20 protein-coding genes and 6 tRNA genes are annotated in these 21148 nt (G+C 36.2%); 9 read left to right on the top strand and 17 right to left on the bottom strand.

What is annotated here, in order from left to right:
* Window positions 1-63: 63 nt before the first annotated feature.
* The 6 genes from L3081_RS12085 to gltX form a co-directional block, all read right to left on the bottom strand.
* Complete coding sequence (locus tag L3081_RS12085; RefSeq protein WP_242286419.1) at window positions 64-315, bottom strand: hypothetical protein; 252 nt, start codon at window positions 313-315, stop codon at window positions 64-66.
* Window positions 316-373: 58 nt separating this feature from the next.
* Window positions 374-862: a substrate-binding periplasmic protein gene (locus tag L3081_RS12080; RefSeq protein ID WP_242286418.1), complete on the bottom strand. Its 489-nt coding sequence runs from the start codon at window positions 860-862 to the stop codon at window positions 374-376.
* Window positions 852-1646 carry a GGDEF domain-containing protein gene (locus tag L3081_RS12075; RefSeq protein ID WP_242286416.1) on the bottom strand — a complete coding sequence of 265 codons (795 nt, stop codon included), beginning with the start codon at window positions 1644-1646 and terminating at the stop codon, window positions 852-854. Before L3081_RS12075 ends, L3081_RS12080 begins: the two co-directional genes overlap by 11 nt.
* 122 nt (window positions 1647-1768) lie before the next feature.
* Window positions 1769-2026: a hypothetical protein gene (locus L3081_RS12070; RefSeq protein WP_242286415.1), complete on the bottom strand. Its 258-nt coding sequence runs from the start codon at window positions 2024-2026 to the stop codon at window positions 1769-1771.
* Window positions 2027-2664: 638 nt separating this feature from the next.
* The gene (locus L3081_RS12065) at window positions 2665-4005 is read right to left on the bottom strand and encodes a DEAD/DEAH box helicase (RefSeq protein ID WP_242286413.1); all 1341 of its coding nucleotides are present in this window, start codon (window positions 4003-4005) and stop codon (window positions 2665-2667) included.
* A gap of 38 nt (window positions 4006-4043) precedes the next feature.
* On the bottom strand, window positions 4044-5456 hold the full coding sequence (gltX, locus tag L3081_RS12060; RefSeq protein WP_242286411.1) for a glutamate--tRNA ligase: 1413 nt from the start codon (window positions 5454-5456) through the stop codon (window positions 4044-4046).
* Window positions 5457-5745: 289 nt separating this feature from the next.
* Between gltX and L3081_RS12055 the strand changes: the two genes are divergently transcribed.
* From L3081_RS12055 to L3081_RS12030, 6 genes are all read left to right on the top strand, one after another.
* Window positions 5746-5821, top strand: a tRNA-Val gene (locus L3081_RS12055).
* A gap of 39 nt (window positions 5822-5860) precedes the next feature.
* A tRNA-Asp gene (locus L3081_RS12050) sits at window positions 5861-5937 on the top strand.
* Between the two features lie 76 nt (window positions 5938-6013).
* Window positions 6014-6090 (top strand) — tRNA-Asp (locus L3081_RS12045).
* A gap of 73 nt (window positions 6091-6163) precedes the next feature.
* Window positions 6164-6240: transfer RNA gene (locus L3081_RS12040), tRNA-Asp, on the top strand.
* A gap of 54 nt (window positions 6241-6294) precedes the next feature.
* A tRNA-Val gene (locus L3081_RS12035) sits at window positions 6295-6370 on the top strand.
* A gap of 40 nt (window positions 6371-6410) precedes the next feature.
* Window positions 6411-6486, top strand: a tRNA-Val gene (locus tag L3081_RS12030).
* 505 nt (window positions 6487-6991) lie between these two features.
* On the opposite strand, the gene L3081_RS12025 is transcribed toward L3081_RS12030, so the two are convergent.
* The 5 genes from L3081_RS12025 to L3081_RS12010 all read right to left on the bottom strand — a co-directional run bounded on the left by L3081_RS12025 (window position 6992) and on the right by L3081_RS12010 (window position 12626).
* The gene (locus tag L3081_RS12025; RefSeq protein WP_242286409.1) at window positions 6992-9187 is read right to left on the bottom strand and encodes a multiheme c-type cytochrome; all 2196 of its coding nucleotides are present in this window, start codon (window positions 9185-9187) and stop codon (window positions 6992-6994) included.
* A gap of 478 nt (window positions 9188-9665) precedes the next feature.
* Window positions 9666-10370 carry a TonB-dependent receptor domain-containing protein gene (locus L3081_RS26915; protein ID WP_338027316.1) on the bottom strand — a complete coding sequence of 235 codons (705 nt, stop codon included), beginning with the start codon at window positions 10368-10370 and terminating at the stop codon, window positions 9666-9668.
* A complete protein-coding gene (locus tag L3081_RS26910) occupies window positions 10328-10672 on the bottom strand; it encodes a TonB-dependent receptor domain-containing protein (protein WP_338027315.1) in 345 nt (114 codons plus the stop codon). The genes L3081_RS26915 and L3081_RS26910 overlap by 43 nt, the downstream gene beginning before the upstream one ends.
* Complete coding sequence (locus tag L3081_RS12015; RefSeq protein WP_242286407.1) at window positions 10647-12416, bottom strand: TonB-dependent receptor plug domain-containing protein; 1770 nt, start codon at window positions 12414-12416, stop codon at window positions 10647-10649. Before L3081_RS12015 ends, L3081_RS26910 begins: the two co-directional genes overlap by 26 nt.
* On the bottom strand, window positions 12417-12626 hold the full coding sequence (locus L3081_RS12010; RefSeq protein ID WP_242286405.1) for a hypothetical protein: 210 nt from the start codon (window positions 12624-12626) through the stop codon (window positions 12417-12419). It lies immediately after the preceding gene.
* 411 nt (window positions 12627-13037) lie between these two features.
* Here L3081_RS12010 and L3081_RS12005 point away from each other — a divergent pair, with 411 nt between their 5' ends.
* Window positions 13038-13547 (top strand): RNA polymerase sigma factor, encoded by a 510-nt coding sequence (locus L3081_RS12005; RefSeq protein WP_242286403.1) that lies wholly within the window; start codon window positions 13038-13040, stop codon window positions 13545-13547.
* Between the two features lie 386 nt (window positions 13548-13933).
* Here L3081_RS12005 and L3081_RS12000 read toward each other — a convergent pair whose 3' ends face one another.
* Entirely contained in the window at window positions 13934-15877 is a 1944-nt protein-coding gene (locus L3081_RS12000) for an arylsulfatase (RefSeq protein ID WP_242286401.1), read from the bottom strand.
* Window positions 15878-16441: 564 nt separating this feature from the next.
* On the opposite strand from L3081_RS12000, the gene L3081_RS11995 reads away from it, so the two are divergent.
* Together L3081_RS11995 and L3081_RS11990 are read left to right on the top strand one after the other, a co-directional pair.
* Window positions 16442-16729: a GntR family transcriptional regulator gene (locus L3081_RS11995; RefSeq protein WP_242286399.1), complete on the top strand. Its 288-nt coding sequence runs from the start codon at window positions 16442-16444 to the stop codon at window positions 16727-16729.
* 2 nt (window positions 16730-16731) lie between these two features.
* Window positions 16732-17346, top strand: coding sequence for a GntR family transcriptional regulator (locus L3081_RS11990; protein ID WP_242286398.1), 615 nt, complete (start codon window positions 16732-16734; stop codon window positions 17344-17346).
* Window positions 17347-17570: 224 nt separating this feature from the next.
* Here the strand turns inward: L3081_RS11990 and L3081_RS11985 are convergent, their stop codons facing one another.
* The 5 genes from L3081_RS11985 to L3081_RS11965 all read right to left on the bottom strand — a co-directional run bounded on the left by L3081_RS11985 (window position 17571) and on the right by L3081_RS11965 (window position 21026).
* Window positions 17571-18344 (bottom strand): fumarylacetoacetate hydrolase family protein, encoded by a 774-nt coding sequence (locus tag L3081_RS11985; RefSeq protein WP_274620510.1) that lies wholly within the window; start codon window positions 18342-18344, stop codon window positions 17571-17573.
* A gap of 129 nt (window positions 18345-18473) precedes the next feature.
* Entirely contained in the window at window positions 18474-18812 is a 339-nt protein-coding gene (locus tag L3081_RS11980) for an L-rhamnose mutarotase (protein WP_242286396.1), read from the bottom strand.
* Between the two features lie 9 nt (window positions 18813-18821).
* Window positions 18822-19583, bottom strand: a complete 762-nt coding sequence (fucP, locus tag L3081_RS11975) for an L-fucose:H+ symporter permease (protein ID WP_242286393.1) — start codon at window positions 19581-19583, stop codon at window positions 18822-18824.
* 113 nt (window positions 19584-19696) lie between these two features.
* Complete coding sequence (locus L3081_RS11970) at window positions 19697-20200, bottom strand: MFS transporter (protein WP_242286391.1); 504 nt, start codon at window positions 20198-20200, stop codon at window positions 19697-19699.
* A 49-nt stretch (window positions 20201-20249) separates the two neighbouring features.
* The gene (locus tag L3081_RS11965) at window positions 20250-21026 is read right to left on the bottom strand and encodes an SDR family NAD(P)-dependent oxidoreductase (protein ID WP_242286389.1); all 777 of its coding nucleotides are present in this window, start codon (window positions 21024-21026) and stop codon (window positions 20250-20252) included.
* Window positions 21027-21148: the final 122 nt, after the last annotated feature.

Below are 21148 nucleotides of genomic sequence, written 5' to 3'. Positions count from 1 at the left end.
AACGTTAACTTTCATGCAATTTTAGACGGTAAACTTCCAAAAGATTGTCGAACACTTAAAATGTTACGTTATATTTATTGATAAACATTTTTTCTTTTTACCTTTTATTGATAAGCGTCCATCATTCCAAATTTTTATAAGTTCTTCTCTTTTTTTAGTCGGTATGTTTTTTGAGAAAATAGGCATTTCAACCATTTTATTTTCTAAGCCAGGCTGAACAATCTTAAGTTCATTATTCAAATTCAGTCTATTTATAATGTACTGAAGAACAAGTATATTATCAGCATATAAGTCAACTCTACTTTCTTTGATCATGTGTAAAATTCGTTCAACCACATCATCATTACCAGAGAGTACTTCAACGAAGCTTGAATTATTCAGGTCGTTGATATAATTTTGATAGTCGACACTCACTGAACTGTAGTCCCAAATTCGGGCCCGTTGCGATGCGCTTTCCTTTTAGAGATTCTACACCATTATAGATCCAAGGATCGTCGTGTCTAACGATAAAGGCTGCAGTGTATGAAAAAGTTGCTTGAGCTGCATACTCAAAACCTTTTTCAGCATTTTTTGAAAATAGGTATTCTGGTAACATATCGCAACTACCATTTGCTACCATATCTAGTCCTCTTGCCAAAGGAACTTCATAATATTCAATTTCATAGCCTTTTGATGTATATATTTCGTGCAATATATCTATTACAAAACCACGTGCAGAAGAACCTTCTGAAGGAAATATTGTCATTGGGGGCCATTGGTCATAGCAAACTTTTAATATCGCAGCATGACTGATGTTTAATATGATGTTTCCTATTAAGAAGCTTGCAAGGAACAATAGGTTGTGCATTTTTTTATTTTTCAATACGGTCACGGCCTTTATCTTTTGCACCATAAAGTTTTAAATCAGCGCGTTTAAATAAATCTTGAATTAAATGATCTTGTGGCTCAGATGACTCAATGCCAAGACTCACAGTATAGGTGATTGTTTTACCCTCTATTTCGAGGATAGAACTACCAATCGCCTGTCTTATTTTATCCGCAATGAGAAAAGCGTCATCAATTCCGGTATCATAGAGAAATATAGCAAATTCTTCTCCGCCAACTCTCCCTATGAGGTCAGATTTTCTTAAAAAACCTTGAAGTGTATTTGTGAAATGAATGAGTACTTTGTCACCAATGTAATGCCCATAAGTATCGTTAACTATTTTAAAGTGATCTAAATCCATCAATACAAAAGAGGCAGGCAACTTCTTGCGATGAGAAAGATCGAGCAAATGTTGCGCAGCTTCAAAGAAACTTCCCCTATTTAATGCGCCAGTCAAAGAATCCCTGGTGGCTAGCACTTTGAGTTTTTCATTCAATATTTGTAAAGCTTCTGTGCGCTTTTCAACAGCCTTTTCTAACCAAATTCGTTTAGCTTGTTCGTCTTCCAATAATCGTTCTCGATCTTTTTCCATGGCAGAGAGCATATTATTTATATGTTCTTGAAGTTGACTGAGTTCGTTTTTTTCAATGTTCGAAAGATCAATACGTTTACTTATGTTTTGGCTCAATTGAACCTCATCCAATTGCGACATTAATTGTTTCAAAGGACGTGCTAAATAGAGATCAAACGCCCAGATAAACAACCAAAACAAAATAGACAACTTTATAATTTCCGTAATTGCAATTAAGGAAAAACCGAATAAAACACGATCTAAAACAACTTCTGACGATGAATAAAGAATAATTGTTCCAAGAATTATATTTTCTTCATTAAGCGTCCAACTTAAATCTGAAGAGGTATCAAAAAGTGATAAGGGGGGCGATGACAGATTGTAGGCTCTTTTAAAAAAATATTTTGTGAATTATTATCAATAATATCAACACCCTCAATAATTGGCATTTTGACAAGACCTGCGATAAGTGCATCTAATTGATTATGGTTATATTGCCACAAACTTGTCGCTATAGGTTTATGAACTGTTTCTTCCAACTGTTTTAATTCATTTAAAATTGAATTCTGCGTTTTTAAATATTCGGTCAAGAACTGCATACTTGTGATTAGACAAGTTACGCTCAAATAGATAAAAAAGATAACCCGCATCATTTTCTTTGATAGATTCTTTGGGCGGATAAAACTTGCAAACATTAAAAACTACTTATTGATAAGCTTGAAACTTAGCTTAATATTAAATGACTTATGCACTCAATGGAAGAAAAGTAATCCAAACCTTTTGATTGTCTGTTCAGGACGCAGCTTTAAAAAAATATTAGAAAGCACCGTAAATAGACAACCCAACTCACTTTTATTTATTTACTTCTAAAGCAGTTTCGCTAATGCTACTCCCTCACTCACCTAAACTTCAGAAAAAGTGACTTTACACGTGAGTAGATTTATCATGGGTGGCCTGGTTAGATTTCTTAGATTGGTGGCCTGGTTAGATTTAGCTTGGTTAGATTTCATAAAAAAAACTAATTAACTAGTTGTTATTAATTAGATTTAACGACCACTTTGTCGGCTCACCTGTCGCTAGATAAGACAAAGCTAAAGTTAGCAATGCGCAACAGCTCATTTCTGACCTAATCAACTGTTTGATTAGGTCAAGTCCAAAACTGAAAAGTGTCAGTTAAAGTATAAGCTACCACACGCTATCACTATTTTTTATTAACCATTAATCCACTTCATCTATATCGCTGTCTTCGATTTGTGTTGCTTGGTAATGTATTTTTGCGTTTTATTATCGGCATGTCGCCAACATCTTTAGCTGCATGAAATACCTTTTTAGTGGTTTTTTTCATTTTAGGCGCTTGTGTTTTAGACGCTTTATTCACGTTAGCCATAACCGCTTTTGTTTTATCTTTTTTAGGTTTTAATCCTTTAAACTTAGCTTTCAAGCCGTCAACTTGATCAAATTTAACGGTTTGCTCTATTAATCCTTCAACATTTTTAAAACTTAACCAATCTTTAGGGCCAACAAACGCAATGGCATCCCCCTTACTCCCCGCCCTCCCCGTACGACCAATACGATGAATAAACTCTTCTGTATGTTTGGGCATATCAAAATTAATAACCAAAGATACATTCACCAAGTCTAAACCACGTGAGGCTAGGTCTGTCGTTACCAATATTTTATGGTGGCCTTTACTGAAACCATCCATTATTTGGTTACGTTGACCTTGATTTAACTCGCCACTTAAGGCAACTGCGTTAAAGTCTTTACTGGTAAGCAAGTTAGCTAAACGTTCAGTATCACTGCGCGTTGCTGTAAAGATAATCACTTGCTGATACGTTTCACTCGTTAAAAAGTGCGTTAATAGTGCCTCTTTATGGTCAAGATTATCTGCTAAATAAAAACGTTTAGTAATATCATTATGCTCGGTAAAAGCACCACCAATAGCAATACGTTTTGGCTTTTTCAATAACTCTATTGCAAACTCGTTCACCTGTGCATGATCTAAAGTAGCTGAAAATAACAAGGTTTGACGTTTACGGTGATCGGCAGCTTTATTAATTTGACTTAGCTGTTTGGCAAATCCTAAATCAAGCATACGATCTGCTTCATCCAAAATTAACAATTCTAGGCCATTTAAATAAAAGTGCCCTTGTGTTAAATGATCAGCCAAACGACCAGGGGTAGCAACAATAAAGTGTGGGTCTTTCTCTAATACATTGACTTGGTCATTAAAGTTTTCACCACCTAGTATAAGCACTGCCTTAAACTGCGTATTAGCCGTAAATAAGCGTAATTGACTAAATACTTGCTTAGCAAGCTCTCGAGTTGGCGTTAAAATAACGACACGAGGGTCTCTTTTGGACAAAGCACGGTTTTTTGTTAGCCGTTGCAATGCAGGAATAATAAAGGCTAAGGTTTTACCTGAGCCTGTCTTTGATGAGGCAATCAAATCATGCCCCTGCATTGCAGCGGGTATCGCTTTCTGTTGAATTTCAGTTGGCTCGGCAAAGCCTAAATGCTCTACCGTACTCATTAAACGACTTTCTAATCCAAAATCACTAAATTGCACTTATTTCTCCCACGTTATCTTCTCCTTAAACCAATTCATTAGTCGGCAGCAATGCGCTCTTCGATCAACGCCAAAGCTAAATCAATACGCTCAAGTACTTTTTCTTTATTAAGCAGAGCTAACGTAATATCAAGTGAAGGTGAATTACCTCCCCCTGTGGTAGCAACACGCAACGGCATACCTACTTTACCCATACCTACTTCTAATTCTTCAGCAGCGGCATTTATCGCCTCATGAATTGGTGCAGCCTCCCAGTTTGTTAACGCAGCTAATTTTGCTTTCACTAACACTAACGGCTCTTTTACTACTGGGCGTAAATGTTTTTTCACAGCTTTTGGGTCAAACTCAGAGAAATCTTCATAAAAATAACGAGAAATCTCAGCCATTTCTTTTAAGGTTTTCACACGATCTGCTTGAACTTTCACAATCTCTGCTAATGCAGGCCCATTATCAGTATTTATACCTTGATCTTTCATATGCCAAGCAAGATGTTCAGCCACGTACTCAGGGTCCATCGTTTTCATATAATGTTGGTTTACCCAAATAAGTTTGTCTGTATTAAAACCTGATGGAGCACGGTTACAATCTTTCAAATCAAAAAGTTCAATCATTTCTTCACGAGAAAAAATTTCCTTATCACCATGCGACCAACCTAAACGTACTAAATAGTTTAGTAGGGCTTCAGGCAAATAACCATCATCGCGATATTGCATAACCCCAACAGCACCATGTCGTTTAGATAAACGTTTACCATCATCACCTAAAATCATTGGTATATGTGCATACACTGGAATATCCGCACCTAATGCTGCCAGAATATTTATTTGCTTTGGTGTATTAGAAACATGATCATCGCCACGCACAACATGGGTAACTTTCATATCCCAATCGTCCACTACAACCGTTAAGTTATAGGTTGGTGTACCATCAGAGCGGGCGATAATTAAATCATCAAGTTGAGTATTACTTATAGTAATATCACCTTTAACCATATCTTTAATTACCACGTCACCGTCAAGTGGGTTTTTAAAACGAATAACAAAGGGTTTATCGGTTGGATAGTCTGTGCGATCGCGCCATAAACCATTGTACTTTTCTATTTCACCTTTGGCTTTGGCTTCTTCGCGCATAGCATCAACTTCTTCCGCTGTACTATAACAGCGATAAGCATGACCAGATTCAAGTAATTGCGCTATCACTTCTTTATAGCGATCAAAACGCTTTGTTTGAAAGTAAGGACCATGTGTCCACGTTAAGTTTAACCAATTCATTCCGTCCATGATGGCATCAACAGAAGCCTGAGTTGAACGCTCTATATCAGTATCTTCAATACGAAGAATAAAGTCACCGCCATTTTTTTGTGCATAAAGCCAACTATATAAAGCAGTACGTGCGCCACCAACGTGTAAATAACCGGTAGGGCTTGGAGCAAAACGAGTAGTTAAAGTCATAAGATTCTCATTAAAAAAGACTAAGCTAATGAATAAAACAGCTTAGAAAAACAAATAGGTCCAAAATTTGGCTGCATTTTATCATTGTGCTTGGGTTAATTCACCTTTTAACAAGACTTGTTTACAAGTAATCGCTAATAATGCGAATGTTTTTAAAATCTAATGTCGACAAAAACACCGTTATGCACAAAAAAATCAAACAACCCCTTTTTTGAAAAAAATTAGTGATTTTAATAGCTTTTATGTTGACAGCTTTTTGGAACTGCCTATAATACGCCCCCACAGAGACGGACGATTAGCTCAGTTGGGAGAGCACCGCCCTTACAAGGCGGGGGTCACTGGTTCAAGCCCAGTATCGTCCACCATACTTAAAACATGTTGTCTCTTAGATAAATATATACTGCGGAGTGGTAGTTCAGTTGGTTAGAATACCGGCCTGTCACGCCGGGGGTCGCGGGTTCGAGTCCCGTCCACTCCGCCACTTATACTTATTGAAACGGGTTCGAGTCCCGTACACTTGTGACAAAGTGCTAAACTCGAAGGTAAATATATATTGCGGAGTGGTAGTTCAGTTGGTTAGAATACCGGCCTGTCACGCCGGGGGTCGCGGGTTCGAGTCCCGTCCACTCCGCCACTTATATTTATTGAAACGGGTTCGAGTCCCGTCCACTCTTTATGTGGTAAACTCGAAGGTAAATATATATTGCGGAGTGGTAGTTCAGTTGGTTAGAATACCGGCCTGTCACGCCGGGGGTCGCGGGTTCGAGTCCCGTCCACTCCGCCACTTATATTTATCAAGGTTAGAGCACCGTAACAACTCATTTGTAAATGATATATCGGACGATTAGCTCAGTTGGGAGAGCACCGCCCTTACAAGGCGGGGGTCACTGGTTCAAGCCCAGTATCGTCCACCATCATCATCCCCTTAGATTCATATCACTATCTGATATATATGGACGATTAGCTCAGTTGGGAGAGCACCGCCCTTACAAGGCGGGGGTCACTGGTTCAAGCCCAGTATCGTCCACCATCATCTCTATTATAATTTTGAAATCTTAATTAAATATAATCAGAAACTAAAGTAAAAGCACCTTCTACTCTTTACAACCCGCACCAGTCAATGATTCAAGCCCAGTATCGTCCACCATCATTATTTAAATAAAAACACAAAACAAAAACAACAAAAGTTAAAGCACCTTCTACTCTTTACAACCCGCACCAGTCAATGGTTCGAGCCCAGTATCGTCCACCATCATTATTTAAATACAAACACAAAACCAAAACAAAAGTAAAAGCACCTTCTACTCTTTACAGCCCGCACCAGTCAATGATTCAAGCCCAATCTCGACTGATAAAGTTAGTGATACCATTAATATCACTAACTATGTGATCATTTCTACTTACCAAAATCACCAACTACATCATTACTTATTTAATCATTAAAATAACTAGTTAACGAAATAAAGACCTTGTATTTGGCAATTTTTTTTACGTATAAAATAGTCACTTAATTAAACAGGTATAAAACAAGGTATTTATAATGCATTAAACCAATCGTATTCTGCTCTCATATTTAATTTTTGTGATAGATACAACCCCAGTTCTTTAAGTTGAGATTTATCTTGATACGTTACAATTAATGCTTTTAACGTTTCCAACGCTTGTTTGCTTTGCTCAATTCCATCTAATGCGAGTACGTACGTATAAGCATACTGAGGGTTATCAGGCATTAATTCTCTTGCTTTATTAAATAAAGATATGGCTTTATCCATCTTTTGTTGTCGTACAAAGTACAACCCATATGAATAATGTAATGAGGCAGAATTAGGGTTATTTTTTATCCCTTTTGCTAGAACAGAATTAACAAGAAATGGCTTTTGTTGGCTACGATACACTTCAGCTAAATTTATATAAGCTGCATCAAAGTAGGGTTCTATTTCAATCGCTTTTTTAAATGATTGCTCGGCATCTTTTAGATTATTTAAATCGATAGCGAGTAGTCCATTATTTACAATCCCCTCACCACGCCAACTGCTTATATTATTTGCTAGAATCAAAGCGCTAAACGCGTTATCGAACAATTCTTTATCAATTTTAGACACGTCGCTGCTTAGTAAACTTCGTGCAGCTGAAACTCTAATGGCTTTATATTTATCGTTTAATAACGGTGCTACATAGGTTATTTTTTGCGAAGGTGAAAGTAAATTTGCCACACTGGTAGCACTTAATCTAAGTAAAGGCTCGTTATGTGATAAATAAGGCACAAGTGCATCAGCATTCACAGATGACACGGTATAACTTAATAACTGAATAGCCGTTGCTCTACTAATCACATCAAGCTTTTCATCCGCTATAATGCTTAGGTGTTGTGCCAAGCTTATTGATTGTCCACTATTTATTTTCATTAACAGTTGTTTGCTTGATGAAATACCTTTCGGTTCACCATGCCATACTTTTAATGTATCACTTGCCCATTGATTAGACTTGTTTTCATGACATTTTGTGCATGCATTGGGGGTATTGAATAGTTGAGAAACATCTGGCCGTGGAATTTTAAAACTATGATCTCGTCTATCGTCAACGCCCATATAACGATTAGTTGGCATATGACAATTAACACATTGTGAACCTTCAGATTTTTCTTGATGTTGATGATGTTTTTTTACGTTGTAAACCTCCGCGCCATGACATTGCAGACACAACCCGTTACCTTCAACTTTCACCTTCATCGTATGCTTGTCATGACAATCTAAACAGTTAACACCTGCAGCAAACATTTTACTTTGTAAAAACGAGCCATAAACATACACTTCTTCTTTTATTTGGCCATCAGCATGATAGTTTGGAGCTGAAGGAAATTGCGGCGTAAATTGATCTAAAAAAGGGATATTCGCTTTAAAACCATCGGTTAATGGTGCGCGTAAAGCATGACACGAAAAGCAATTATCCATAAAAGCATTATCGCGCTTCTCTCCTTCCCAGTGTGCTATTTTATCACCAACTGCTCGCAACCAACGGCCAGTAGGATGAGTAGATGAAGTCACATCAGCACCTATGTTTCTTTTGGCTAGTTTCTTTGCATGTGCTGACATATCACCATGACAGGACAAACAACCAACATTAATATTGTCGAATTGACTCGTAAAACTATTTTTTTCAATATCGTAGTTTCTAACGAGTCCATCAGAATGACAATCGGCACACATTCCATTCCAATTTTGCAACGGCTGACGCCAATGCAATCTATCTTCAGGCCTAATTTCTTCATGGCTATAATTATGATACCAACGCTGACCACCTTGCGCTTTCGCTCGACTGTCCCATGCAAAAGGTAGTACTTGTAATTTACCGGGTTCCGTTTCAACTAGGTACTGCTGCAGTGGAAAATGCCCAAAAACATACTTTATTTGATAAGTGTCCGCTTTATCATCATAAGAAATCGTGACTTTGTATTGATTGTTTTCAATAAAGAACAACGCTTTTTGACCATAATGTTCCACTTTTCTCTGATTAAAATCAGCTAAAACTGAGGCTTTATTTGCTATCGCCATGGCCTTAGCGTGATCAGATTTTTGCCATGCTTGTTCTACTTGTTTATGACATGAAATACATTGTTGATTCGATACTGGAGCGCTTTTTTCAAATTGGTGTTGTGCAGCCATATCTGCTTGAACAGATGCAACAAACGAGATAAATGTAAAACACAATGTAAATATAGTAAAAGATTTCAATTTATTATTAACCTTAAATTCAGTTTTTGGTGAAGACTTTTCTCATTAAAGCTCATCGCCATTCATACACAGTTAAAACAATTCACAATATCAGTCAATTTACCCATCTGCCACCAAGTTTCAGATGCAAACTGAATTCCATTTAACCACGAAAGACGTAGGCTATAACAATAAAGAAAATGAAACAAGCTAGTGAAAACGTTAACCCTGCTTGTTATAAACATTTATCGCAAAAGGGACAATGCCTTATCTATGAAATGACTTGATCATTCTTAGTAATGCTGCTCTATACTTTTATTGTATTTAAGTAAATCAAAGTTCGAACTTATATTAGGTTTGTCATTAATATAAGCTGAAGAAGAAAGGAAAATATATTTTATAATGAGGCTGAAATTGGTACTTTATTGAGTGACGTTAACACAAGTATTTACACTAAATAAAAATTAGCAGGTAAGTTACCTTACCTGCTATAGCAATGTTACAGACGAGTCGTAATACCTACAGTTACTGTACGTTCACGATTGAATGAGCCATTAAAAATTGATTCTTCTAAATAAAAATCACGGCGCCCTTCTTCAGTAAGATTATTTATATCAACAAACACACTAAAGTGTTCGTTAATATTATAACTTGCGTTAATGTTAATACGCTCATCATCACCACTCCATAATGGTGTTGCATTTTTCGCTTGAGCCCCTTGGCCTGGTAAATTACGGAAATAGGCATCGCGATATATATAGCTTAAGCGAACACCAAAATCACCTTTCTCAAAATATAAAATAGAATTAAAGTTATTTTTAGATGAGCCAGGAAATCCATAACCGCTGTCACCAACATCTTCATCAAAGCTGCTATCTGAGTAGGTATAATTGGCCTGCAAGCCCAAACCATCAAATGGCGCAGGAAGGAATAAGAATGGTTGGTTAAAACCAAGCTCAAAGCCTAGCACATCACCGTCAGAATAGTTTTCTGGTTTACGTACATCATAGATCTGATCCCCGTAGCCAGGTAACGTTTCTTGAGTTGTAACAGGAAAAATAAAATCATTCACATCTTTATAGAAAAAGGCGGCAACATAAGCCCCTTCAATATCGTTATAATAAGAAAGCGTTGTATCAAAAATATATGAAATTGTTGGTTTTAAATCTGCATTACCGCGCTGCCCTGTCGGAATATCACCCACACCACTAGGGTCAAGTTAGCCGCTTCACGTGGTACCAAGTCAGAGGGGTTAGGACGAGACATTACCTTAGCTGCAGCTAAACGCCATACTAAATTTTCATTGATATCTAAATTAAAATTAGCACTTGGAAGTAATTCTATATAATCATTTGAAGTAGAGGTAGGTTGTATACTGCCATCTGTGTCAACACGAGCACCATCACCAGAAAAATCAACATATACGGCACGTACACCAAAGTTAGCGCTGTAATCCATTTCGCTAATTTCCCCTACTACATTACCTTCCGCATAAATAGCAAACACATCTTCCTGATATGAAAAGGATGCGGTTTGGATCAACGCCTAAATCAATACGATTACCTAAATTTGGAATTGCACTATATAAAGCGTTTAAATCGCCAATGGGAAACTGAGAAAAAACATTATCATCTGGATAGAAGTTATACGACGAAGTTCCCGTTTGATCTATAGCTGCAATTGAAATATCTGCTAACTCTTCATCCGTAAACCCTGTTGTTTGACTTTTCATATTAGTACGTACAGAGTCTACTTCTTCACTTGTCCAACGAAAACCAAAATCAATTGATTCTAACCATCCATTGTCTAGTGTTTGCACAAAATCAAACCTTGCACCAAATTGCTCTCCATCCAAGAAAATATCTCGAGTCAAGCCTGTATCCTGTGATAAGCGATACTGATCAAGTGGCACATTACCTAAATCAACACTATATAAACCATTGCTGTTGTTAAAGCTGACCTGACTTGCAGGAATATCTTGTAATAATATAGGTAAATCTAAGTCTTGTTCATAATCAACGCCCGAATAGTGAAAATCAGCACTCATCGTAAGATCTGAATTGATAATATAGGCAAAATTAATGCCTGCTACTGTTGATTCAGTTTTATTAGCGTAAAGAAATGGAATAAATTGCGTGGTTATTTCTTGATCCCCAAGAAATGCACCTTTTTCAATTGCCTGTAATGTATTGTTATCATCAATAGTAATTTTACTCGCATCTAGCACACCATTATCAAAAGCCGAACTAAATACTGGCGCTACACGATTACGAATCGAAGTATTATCAAAAGAGGTAAATACAACATCGGCGGTGATTTCTAGATCATCAGAAGCTTGCCATTGCACTGCGGCGGCAAAAGACTCACGTGAACGGTCTTCACGAATAGGCTCTAAATCAATTTTATGTATTGTGTAAACATCTTCTGCAACAGTGTCAGCTTGGCCATCACCTGTGGTATCAAGTTTTAAATCTCGTTGGCTCACTTGTGGAAAAAGTTGGTCACGGCCCGGATGAGATTCTGAATTTAAATATGAAACATAATAACCTAATTTACCATCTTCAGACCGTTGACCAAAGATGCCACTAAAACGTGTGCCTTGTTCATCACCGATACTACCTTTATCTCCTTGTATAGTAAGTGATCCAAAGGTATTACTGCCATCACGGAACTGTGCATTATCTAAAGGTTTACGGGTTTGTAACTCTACACTGCCGGCAAGGCCAGATTCAGGATCAGATGCAGTTGGCGTTTTCTTAACAATGACACTGGTAATAACATCTGTTGGGATAACTTCTAAATTAAAAGCACGTAAATTTGATAAACCTTCAGTACCAGAAGATAATACAGTGCGACCTGATACGGTTGTAGAAACATACGTTGGTCCCAACCCTCGAATAGAAGCACGATCACCTTCCTGCCCTCCATCATTACGTTCAATTTGCACACCAGGGATTCGCTGCATGGCATCTGAAATAGCGGCATCAGAAAATTTACCTAAATCATCGGCCGAAATTGCATCAATAACAGAGTCAGCATTTCTTTTTAGGTGCTGAGCTTTAAGAATACTATTTCGTATTCCTTTTACTTCAATAACCTCAACATCCTTTTGATTGGCTTTTGCTTCTGTTTCTGCCATAACGGGTAGTGCAGTAATGCCAGTAAGTGCTGTAATTATTGCACTCGTAAGTATTGATTTTTTAATCATTTTATTCCCCAAATTTTCATCTAAGTTTGTATTGATGACCATTTAACCTTTCTTATTTATTGTTGCTTTTATTTCACTGTTTTCCACAAGGTTATTTGACGCTTTATCTATTGTATATGAGCCAACAACACGATTAGTTGCCTGGTCTTTTACATCTTCAAAACGAAGTAACTTTTCTGCTTCGATCTGAGAAAAAGCATGACAACAAAATACTGTAAATACAGTGACACTAATAAAAAGAAAGATCTTCATGATCTTTGTATACATCAAAATACACTTGATGCATTTACCAGACGATTAAACATAATAAATCACTAAATAATTTTAAAAACAAAAAACAAAAAATTAAAACCTATTAAATTCAACCTATTATAAAATTACTCAAAACCTTAAAAACAAATCAAAGTGTTATTTTACCTATAAAACTACACCTTGTTTTGGTAGTATATAAAAAAAAAACGCAATAGTCTCTAGTTTTTTCATTAAAAGCACTAACAATCTGATATTTCCTTTAACTGATGTTAGTAGTTGAATTATTTCCTAACTCTGAACTTAATAATTTCTAAGATAATTGAGGTGGTCTATGGTATTTTTAAATAAAGCAGAAACTTCGAACAATGTTGAAAAGTCACTTTATAAAACACTGCTATTTTATAAAACGCATTGTTACAATTAATAGGTAAAATTGCGCCTTCTGCTGAAGTTGAAGATATAGCACAAGATGCCTACGTGAAAACATTTCAGATAAGCTCTGATAACAAACTGATAAAATACCCAAAAGCATTTATATATAAAATAGCTAGAAATTTAGCACATGATTTTAATAAAAAATCAGAAGTTAAATTGTCAGACAACGCTGTTGATGAAAGTGACTATGAAATTAGTGATACAGATGAAACTTTTCAGCAAATGTTAACTAATGATGAATTTGGCCGGTTTTGTGAGGTTGTAAGACACTTACCCATACAATGTAGAAAAGTATTTGTTATGCGTAAAATTTATGGTTTCACACAAAAAGAAATAGCTAAAGAGCTCAATTTAAGCCAATTCACTGTGGAAAATCATACGGTTAATGGAATGCGGAAGTGCAATGACTTTTTGGATAAAAAACTCGATGAAAAACAACGTGAAGCAATTTCTATTACGTCAGAATTCAAGGCTAGGAGCAAGTAATGATGACGCATAATATTAAAGCTACCCGATATAAATAAAATGAAAGAAGAAGGTTCCCTGTAGTTAGCGAAGCTTGATCGAGGTTTATCGCCTGACGAAGAAATGTTATTGAAATATTGGCTTGCAAAATCTACCGAAAATCGCACTTAATTTTTTACTTTAGCAAAACAATAGGATCAGTTGGCAGTATTGTATCAATTAGTCAATATCATTCCTAAAATAGTTTCCTTGAATTAAGAAAACTATTAAGTAACTATAAAACTCTTCAGCAAAAGTATTAGTTGAAATAATATTATTATGTATTTCAACTATACAATACCTTGTACCAAAACATTAAACCCAATATCCTAAAGCAAGTTCATCAGGATAGTTATTCATTTAAATCTCTATTTACTTCTAATACTTCTACTGATTCTGTTTATCAACATACATATAAAAAGGCTTGGTAAGCCAGTATTTAAGCCACTATCATCTGTTTGTTCATCAAACCAAGCTCTAATATCTATGTCACCTTCCATTAATGCAACAGTAAAGGTCACTGAACTAGATCCCGTAGGTACAGGCATTGTTTTAACATCACCATTTAATTGAATATGAGCAAACTTTCTAGGGATTACTGCATTCGGCGGAATATCATGCAAATAAAGCGTCATATTATAAGTGCCTGTTTCTGCAACTTTTAAAGCCCAAGGCGACACCATGAATTTTTCTTCATTGCCAACCCAACCATGGCCTTTACCCCATTTATCATCACCAAATCCTGGCCACCATGGTACTTGGTCGGTATTAGGTGATAACCAATCCATACCCGTTAAACGTGATGGATTTTCATATTTACTACCAATAATAGGTCGTGTAGTTGGTGTACCTTTACCTGTAGTGTATTCCCACCATTGCTCATAAGCTTTTGCTAGCTCGGCCGCTTTCTCTGGATATTTCGCGCTAATATCATTAATTTGACCTGGATCATTGGTGATATCAAATAACTCAACACCGCCAGTTTGCTCTGCATGAACATAGCGCCAGTTACCTTGCATCACTGAATAGGGACGTTGAGGATCTGGGTTCAACACTCTTTGGTTGGTTACCACTAATGTTCTATCAGTAAGGCTACTGATATTTTTCAATACTGGAGCCAATGAAATACCATCTGTATCAAGATCATCAACTTCAATTTCCACTAAATCTAATAACGTTGGTAAAATATCAAAATGGGAAGCTAAATCGTCAATATCACTTGGTTCGCCTAAATGTCCATTTGGCCAGTGAATGAAAAATGGCACTCTATGGCCACCATCATATGCTGAAGTTTTACCGCCACGCATATAGCTGTTCAACGTAGTAATTTTTTTACCTATTTTTTCTTCAACAGCTAATTTTACATCATCTGACAGCCAATTTAATGGTTCACCATTACTTTTAGCCGCCATTGATGAACCGTTATCTGTCATAAAAATAAAAATAGTATCCTCTTCAATTTTTTCATCATGTAAAGTAGAACGAAGTCGCCCGACATTTTCATCTATATTTGCAATCATACCGTAAAACTTAGCCATATCATCAGGTAAGCCTAAAGCGGTATAAGGCTCAACATATTTCGGTGCACGCCAAGGAATATGCGGCCCATTAAGAGATAAATAAATGAAAAATGGTGAATCTTCGTTTGTTTGTTTTTGAATAAACTTTATTGCCTCACTAAACCATATGTCAGTCGCGTAACCTGTGTATTTCTTTTCTTCACCATTTAAGAAGTACGTGTCGTCAAATTGATCATTACCCCAATAATCTGGAGATTGACCAACACCACCGCCACCATGAATAAGTGCATGATTAAAGCCCTGATCTTGTGGTCTAAATGGATAATTTTCACCTAAATGCCATTTACCAAACATAGCGGTGTTATAACCTGCCTCTTTTAATATTTCAGGCAAAATACGATGCTTATCAGACAGCATGTGTCTGCCCATAACTGTATGCCATACGCCGGCTCGTAATGAATATTTACCACTCATAATAGCAGCACGACTTGGCGAACAAGTCGGATCAACATGAAAATTAGTAAAGCGTTGACTTTGCGAAGCTAGTTTCTCAATCTTAGGGGTTTCAACCAGTGGATTGTTATTCATGCTGAAATCCCCATAACCTTGATCATCGGTCATCAGTAAAACAATATTTGGACGCTTTACTTGCTTTACAGGTGTTTCTACTGAGGTTACTTTGGGCTGCTGTGCATGTTCAGTCGAATCACAACCAGTAGCACCGAAAGCACAAATTAATAGCAGGCTAAAAGCTCTAACGCTCTTTTGCACCACCAACTTTAAATTATTCATAAATCTTCCCATTTTACTCAAAGAGTAAGTTGTTATTTGTTGATTAATATAGGTATTCAATAGTTTATTACCACGGTATTCTTTTACCAGTTAAGCATATTTTGCGCGTACTTAACTTTTAACAACATCTTTATTCAATTAGCACTGTAATAATATTGAAAAGTTCAAACGGATCTTGTTCTAAGTCAAATGAACTTACTCCCTAAACTAAGAACAGCAGCAAATACGATAATAATAGTTTCGTTTTCATATTATTTATAGATCACAACAGATATATGAATCGATCATATGTATTATTACATATAATATAATCATGTGTATTTTGTTTGTCAAGAATATCAGCTTAATTCAGGGATGGCTGCTTCATACTACTTATAATCTATTTTTACTGTATAAAATTAACTATTTATTCTCAGTTTTTTTTGTTATAAATATATATAGCCATTTAAAAACACAGACATTAAAATTAAAAACTGTACAATTTCATATAAACATCTGTAAAATTGAGTATAAAAACCGCTTTAATGATTCACTAATCGATTTATCGCTCTAAAGGAACTTGGTGTGAGTAAAAAAACTTATCTATTTAAACAATCGATCAACCGTATGCTTCAGCTTATTATTGATCTTCCTGAAGATCAGCATATTATGGCTAACGATATTGAGTTAACAAAACTGTTAAGTATTAGTCGCACAACAGTACGCTCTTGCGTTGAGTACTTAATTGAACAGGGTATTGTTAAACGAGATGGTTCTAACAAAGTAGTATTACGCCACCAGAACCAACTGAATTTTTTGATATTAAAGATAAAGTTTCAACCAAAGATGTACAAATTGAAAAGTACTTTTTAAACTTGATTAATACTGGCCAACTTTTACCTGGTGATAGGTTTTCAGAGCTTAGCTTAGCTAAGAATTCAGGCTGCACCACCATTACAGTACGTGAATTTCTCATTAAATTCTCTAACAATGGCTTAATTGAGAAAATCCCTCGTGGTCGTTGGAAAATGGTAAAATTTGATGAAGAATTCGCCCGTGAATTAGTGTCATTTAGAGAAATGGTTGAAATGCGCGCCATCACTGAACTATTAAAATTTCCAAAAGAACATGCCGTTTGGCAAGAACTACAAACGTTACTAATTAAACACCAAGAAGTTAGTGATGATATGGAAAATCGTTATTTGGAATTTCCTGACTTAGATAGAGCATTGCATTATATTATTTTACAAAGTGCTAAAAATAGGTTTACTCAACAATTTTTTGATATTGTTTCTTTTGTTTGTCACTATCATTACCAATGGGATAAAACAGGAGAGCTTGAACGTTTTACTATTGCTATCAATGAGCATATAGATTTATTAAATAATTTAATCACCCATAACAATGCAGGTGCTATTATGAGTTTAGAGCGCCATTTACAAACGGCTGAAATTACTTTACTTCGCTGTGTTCACGGTTTAGAAAGTTAAGTATTCTTTGGTTGTGCAGTTCATCCCCCTTATATTAACTATTCTTCCAACAAAACTAGTTTAATAAGGATTAGGTTATAAAAAGTATATTTATATATTAATAAACAGCTATTCTCTTCTTATACATTTAACGTTTGTAATACAATCTATAATTAAGGACACCAACATAAAAATCCACTATAAAATACAGTGGATTTTTATTCAGCACTACCTTGGTATTTTGATTAAAGCTTATAACGTTCAACCGTTTGTTGCTGTATACCAAGGCCTGAAATACCTAGACGCATTACATCACCTTCTTTTAAATATTTAGGTGGTGTAAAACCTAAACCTACACCTGGAGGTGTACCTGTACTAATAATATCACCCGGTTGCAAGCTCATAAATTGGCTGATGTAAGACACAAGAAATGGCACTTTATACACCATAGTACGAGTATTGCCATCTTGCACACGTTCACCATTGAGTTCTAACCAAATATCTAATTCATTTGAGTCTGCCACTTCATCAGTGGTTACTAAATATGGACCAATAGGACCAAAGGTATCGCAGCCTTTCCCCTTACACCATTGGCCTTCTTTTTCTATTTGAAATTCTCTTTCAGATAAATCATTAATAACACAATAACCCGCAACATAATCCAAGGCTGCGTCTTCTGATATATATTTAGCTTCTTTACCAATAACCACACCTAACTCAACTTCCCAGTCAGATTTTTCTGATTTTGGCGGCATTACCACGGTATCATTAGGCCCAACAATGGAAGACGTTGCTTTCATGAATAATACTGGCTCTGAAGGTACCTTCATACCTGATTCAGCCGCGTGATCTGCATAGTTCAAGCCGACACAAATAAACTTACCAACTTTAGATACAACTGGGCCAACACGAACATTCTTGTCCACTGCAGGCAAAGTACTTAAGTCTAATGCTGCAATTTTGTTAACTGAATTGTCAGCAAAAAAGTCACCGTTAATATCATCTACATGAGCAGACAAATCTCTGATCACACCATCGTTATCTAGTATTGCTTTGGTTTTTCAAATCCAAATGCTCCAACACGCATTAATTTCATTTTATTCAATCCTATTTACAACAAAAATACTCGAATAGTTACAGGCTAACCACTAGAGCGTAAAAATTTTATCCATCAACAACCACTTTTCTTCACTCGTAGCGAAAGGCAGTTGTTGTTGAAATGTCCACATTAATGTTTCCCACTCAACAACCTTAGGGTTACTTAAATCAGCTGCTTGTTTTGCTTCAAAAGAAAAATCATCACTCACTTCAAGTATCATAAATAATCGATTACCTACCAAGTAAATCTCTGCCTGCTCAATACCAGAGGCTTTGATACTGTCAATAATCTCGGGCCATACATTGCCGACTTGATGATATTGTTTATATTTTTCGATTAACGCGGGATTATCTTTTAAATCTAACGCTAAACAATGTCGAGTAGCCACATTTTTTCCTTACTTTGGTAAATGTTTTTGTGAACGTTTACCGTATATAGCAATCACTACAAAACATAATAACGGTAAAAAAAATGAGGCTTTCGTCGCTGAAAAACCATCAAAAACTACTTTCATATCAATAATACTGGCCTGAGCCATAGGTAAAAAAGTACCACCAACAATAGCCATGATTAAACCTGCAGCACCTAATTTTGCATCATCTCCCGTACCTGTTAAGGCAATACCGTAAATGGTTGGAAACATTAATGACATACATGCTGAAATACCCACTAACGCATAAACACCCGCTACACCATTAAGAAAAATAGTTGCTATAGTAAATAGCATGCCACCTGCAGCAAGTAACATTAATAATTTACCAGAGTTAATATATTTGAGTAAAAAAGTACAAACAAATCGGCTCAAACAAAAGATAATCATGGCGTAAATATTCAACATTTGAGACCTAGCTTCTGCCGCTTGCTCTGTTAAACCTAATTTAACAAATACTTCCGTACCGTAATGAATGATGAAGGTCCAACACATAATTTGTGCACCCACATAAAACATTTGTGCGATAACTCCTTCACGATAGTTTCGATTAGCTAATAAGCGCTTAAAGGTACCACTAATATCTAAACTTTCAGATTTTTCTTCTGTACGAGGCATTTTCTTAAAGGCGATAACCGCCAACATTACCAATACAACAACCCCAATGGCTAAATAAGGATTTCTGATCACTTCCAAGTCGTTTGCTGTAATAGCACTCAGCTGATCCAATGCTGTTGATGAACCGTCAGCAACTAGCGCTCTTCGTTCTTCGTCACTGGTTTTTAAGCTTTTGAATAATAAATTGTGTCGCTACAAACATACCTAGCAATGAGCCAACGGGGTTAAATGCTTGTGCCAGGTTTAATCGTTGAGTGGCTGTGGCCAGCCGGCCCCATAGAAAGCACGTAAGGGTTCGCACTGGTTTCTAAAAATGATAAACCGCAAGTCATCACAAAAAAGGCAAATAAGAATGGTATAAACGTTTGTGTTTCAGCAGCCGGAATAAACAAAAAAGCCCCTAAAGCATAAAAAGCTAACCCCATCATAAGACCCGCTTTATAAGAAAACTTCTTTATAAATAAAGCAGCAGGAATAGCCATAGCACCATAACCACCATAAAATGCAACTTGTACCCAAGTACCTTCTGCCGTAGACATTTGTAATACTTTTGAAAAGGCTTTCACTAACGGATTAGTGATATCATTGGCAAAGCCCCATAATGGAAAGCATAACGTTATTAAAATGAATGAAACGAGATAAGCTTTAGGTACCACTTCTTCAGAAGTAGACACATTACCATTGTGGAGCGTTTCACTATCACATACTGTTGCATATGGCTTATTCATTAGTCGACCTTTTTATAATTATTTAATTAATCGGTATTGATGTTTTACTTTAGTTATTTAACGTGACAAAACCACCATCAATTGGAAAGTTACTGCCCGTGATAAAGGCAGCTTCATCCGAACATAAGTAAACAATTAACCCTGCAATTTCATCCACTTTACCCATGCGCCCTATCGGTTGAGATTTTGATAATTTTTCAAACATCTCTTCTTTATCATCGGGATAATTTTTTTCTAAAAAGTTATCAACAAAGGGTGTATGTACTCGACCAGGAGCAATACAGTTACAACGAATACCGTCTTTAATGTAATCTTTAGCAACAGAATACGTCATGGTTAACACTGCGCCTTTACTCATTGAATAAGCGAACCTATCTTCAATACCAACAGAAGAAGCAACCGATGCAAGGTTTAATACAACACCTGATTGGTATTCTTTCATCGAAGGTATAACGGCTTTCATCATGTTGTAACAGCCTTTTACATTCACTTGATAAATTCTGTCTAAATCAGTTTCTGATGTTGCTTCTATATTACCAATATGTGCGATACCCGCATTGTTGATTAATATATCAATTTTTCTTTCTTTGAGAATGCTAGCAACAACGTTATTTACTTGTTCTGCATTGCCCACGTTACATTCATAAACCGAGGCATTTCCACCTGCTGCTTCAATTAGCATTTGAGTTGCTTGTGCACCGACCATATCAAGGTCTAAAATCGCAACGTGTGCGCCTTCACTACCAAATCTTACTGCTGCTGTTTGGCCTATACCGCTACCACCACCTGTGATAACTACTACTTTATTATTAAATCTTTGATTCATTTTTTTCCTTTAAGAAAATGTTTTCTATTCATATTTTAAAATTTATACTTCAAAATTCATGCTTCAGAATTTATGTGTCGATAAATACTTCAAAGCGTCAACTGAAAAATTATTACGCTTTG

The organism is Colwellia maritima (assembly GCF_022669015.1).
In the GTDB taxonomy this organism is placed as follows: Bacteria; Pseudomonadota; Gammaproteobacteria; order Enterobacterales; family Alteromonadaceae; genus Colwellia; species Colwellia maritima.
This window is presented reverse-complemented; position numbering and strand designations above follow the sequence as displayed.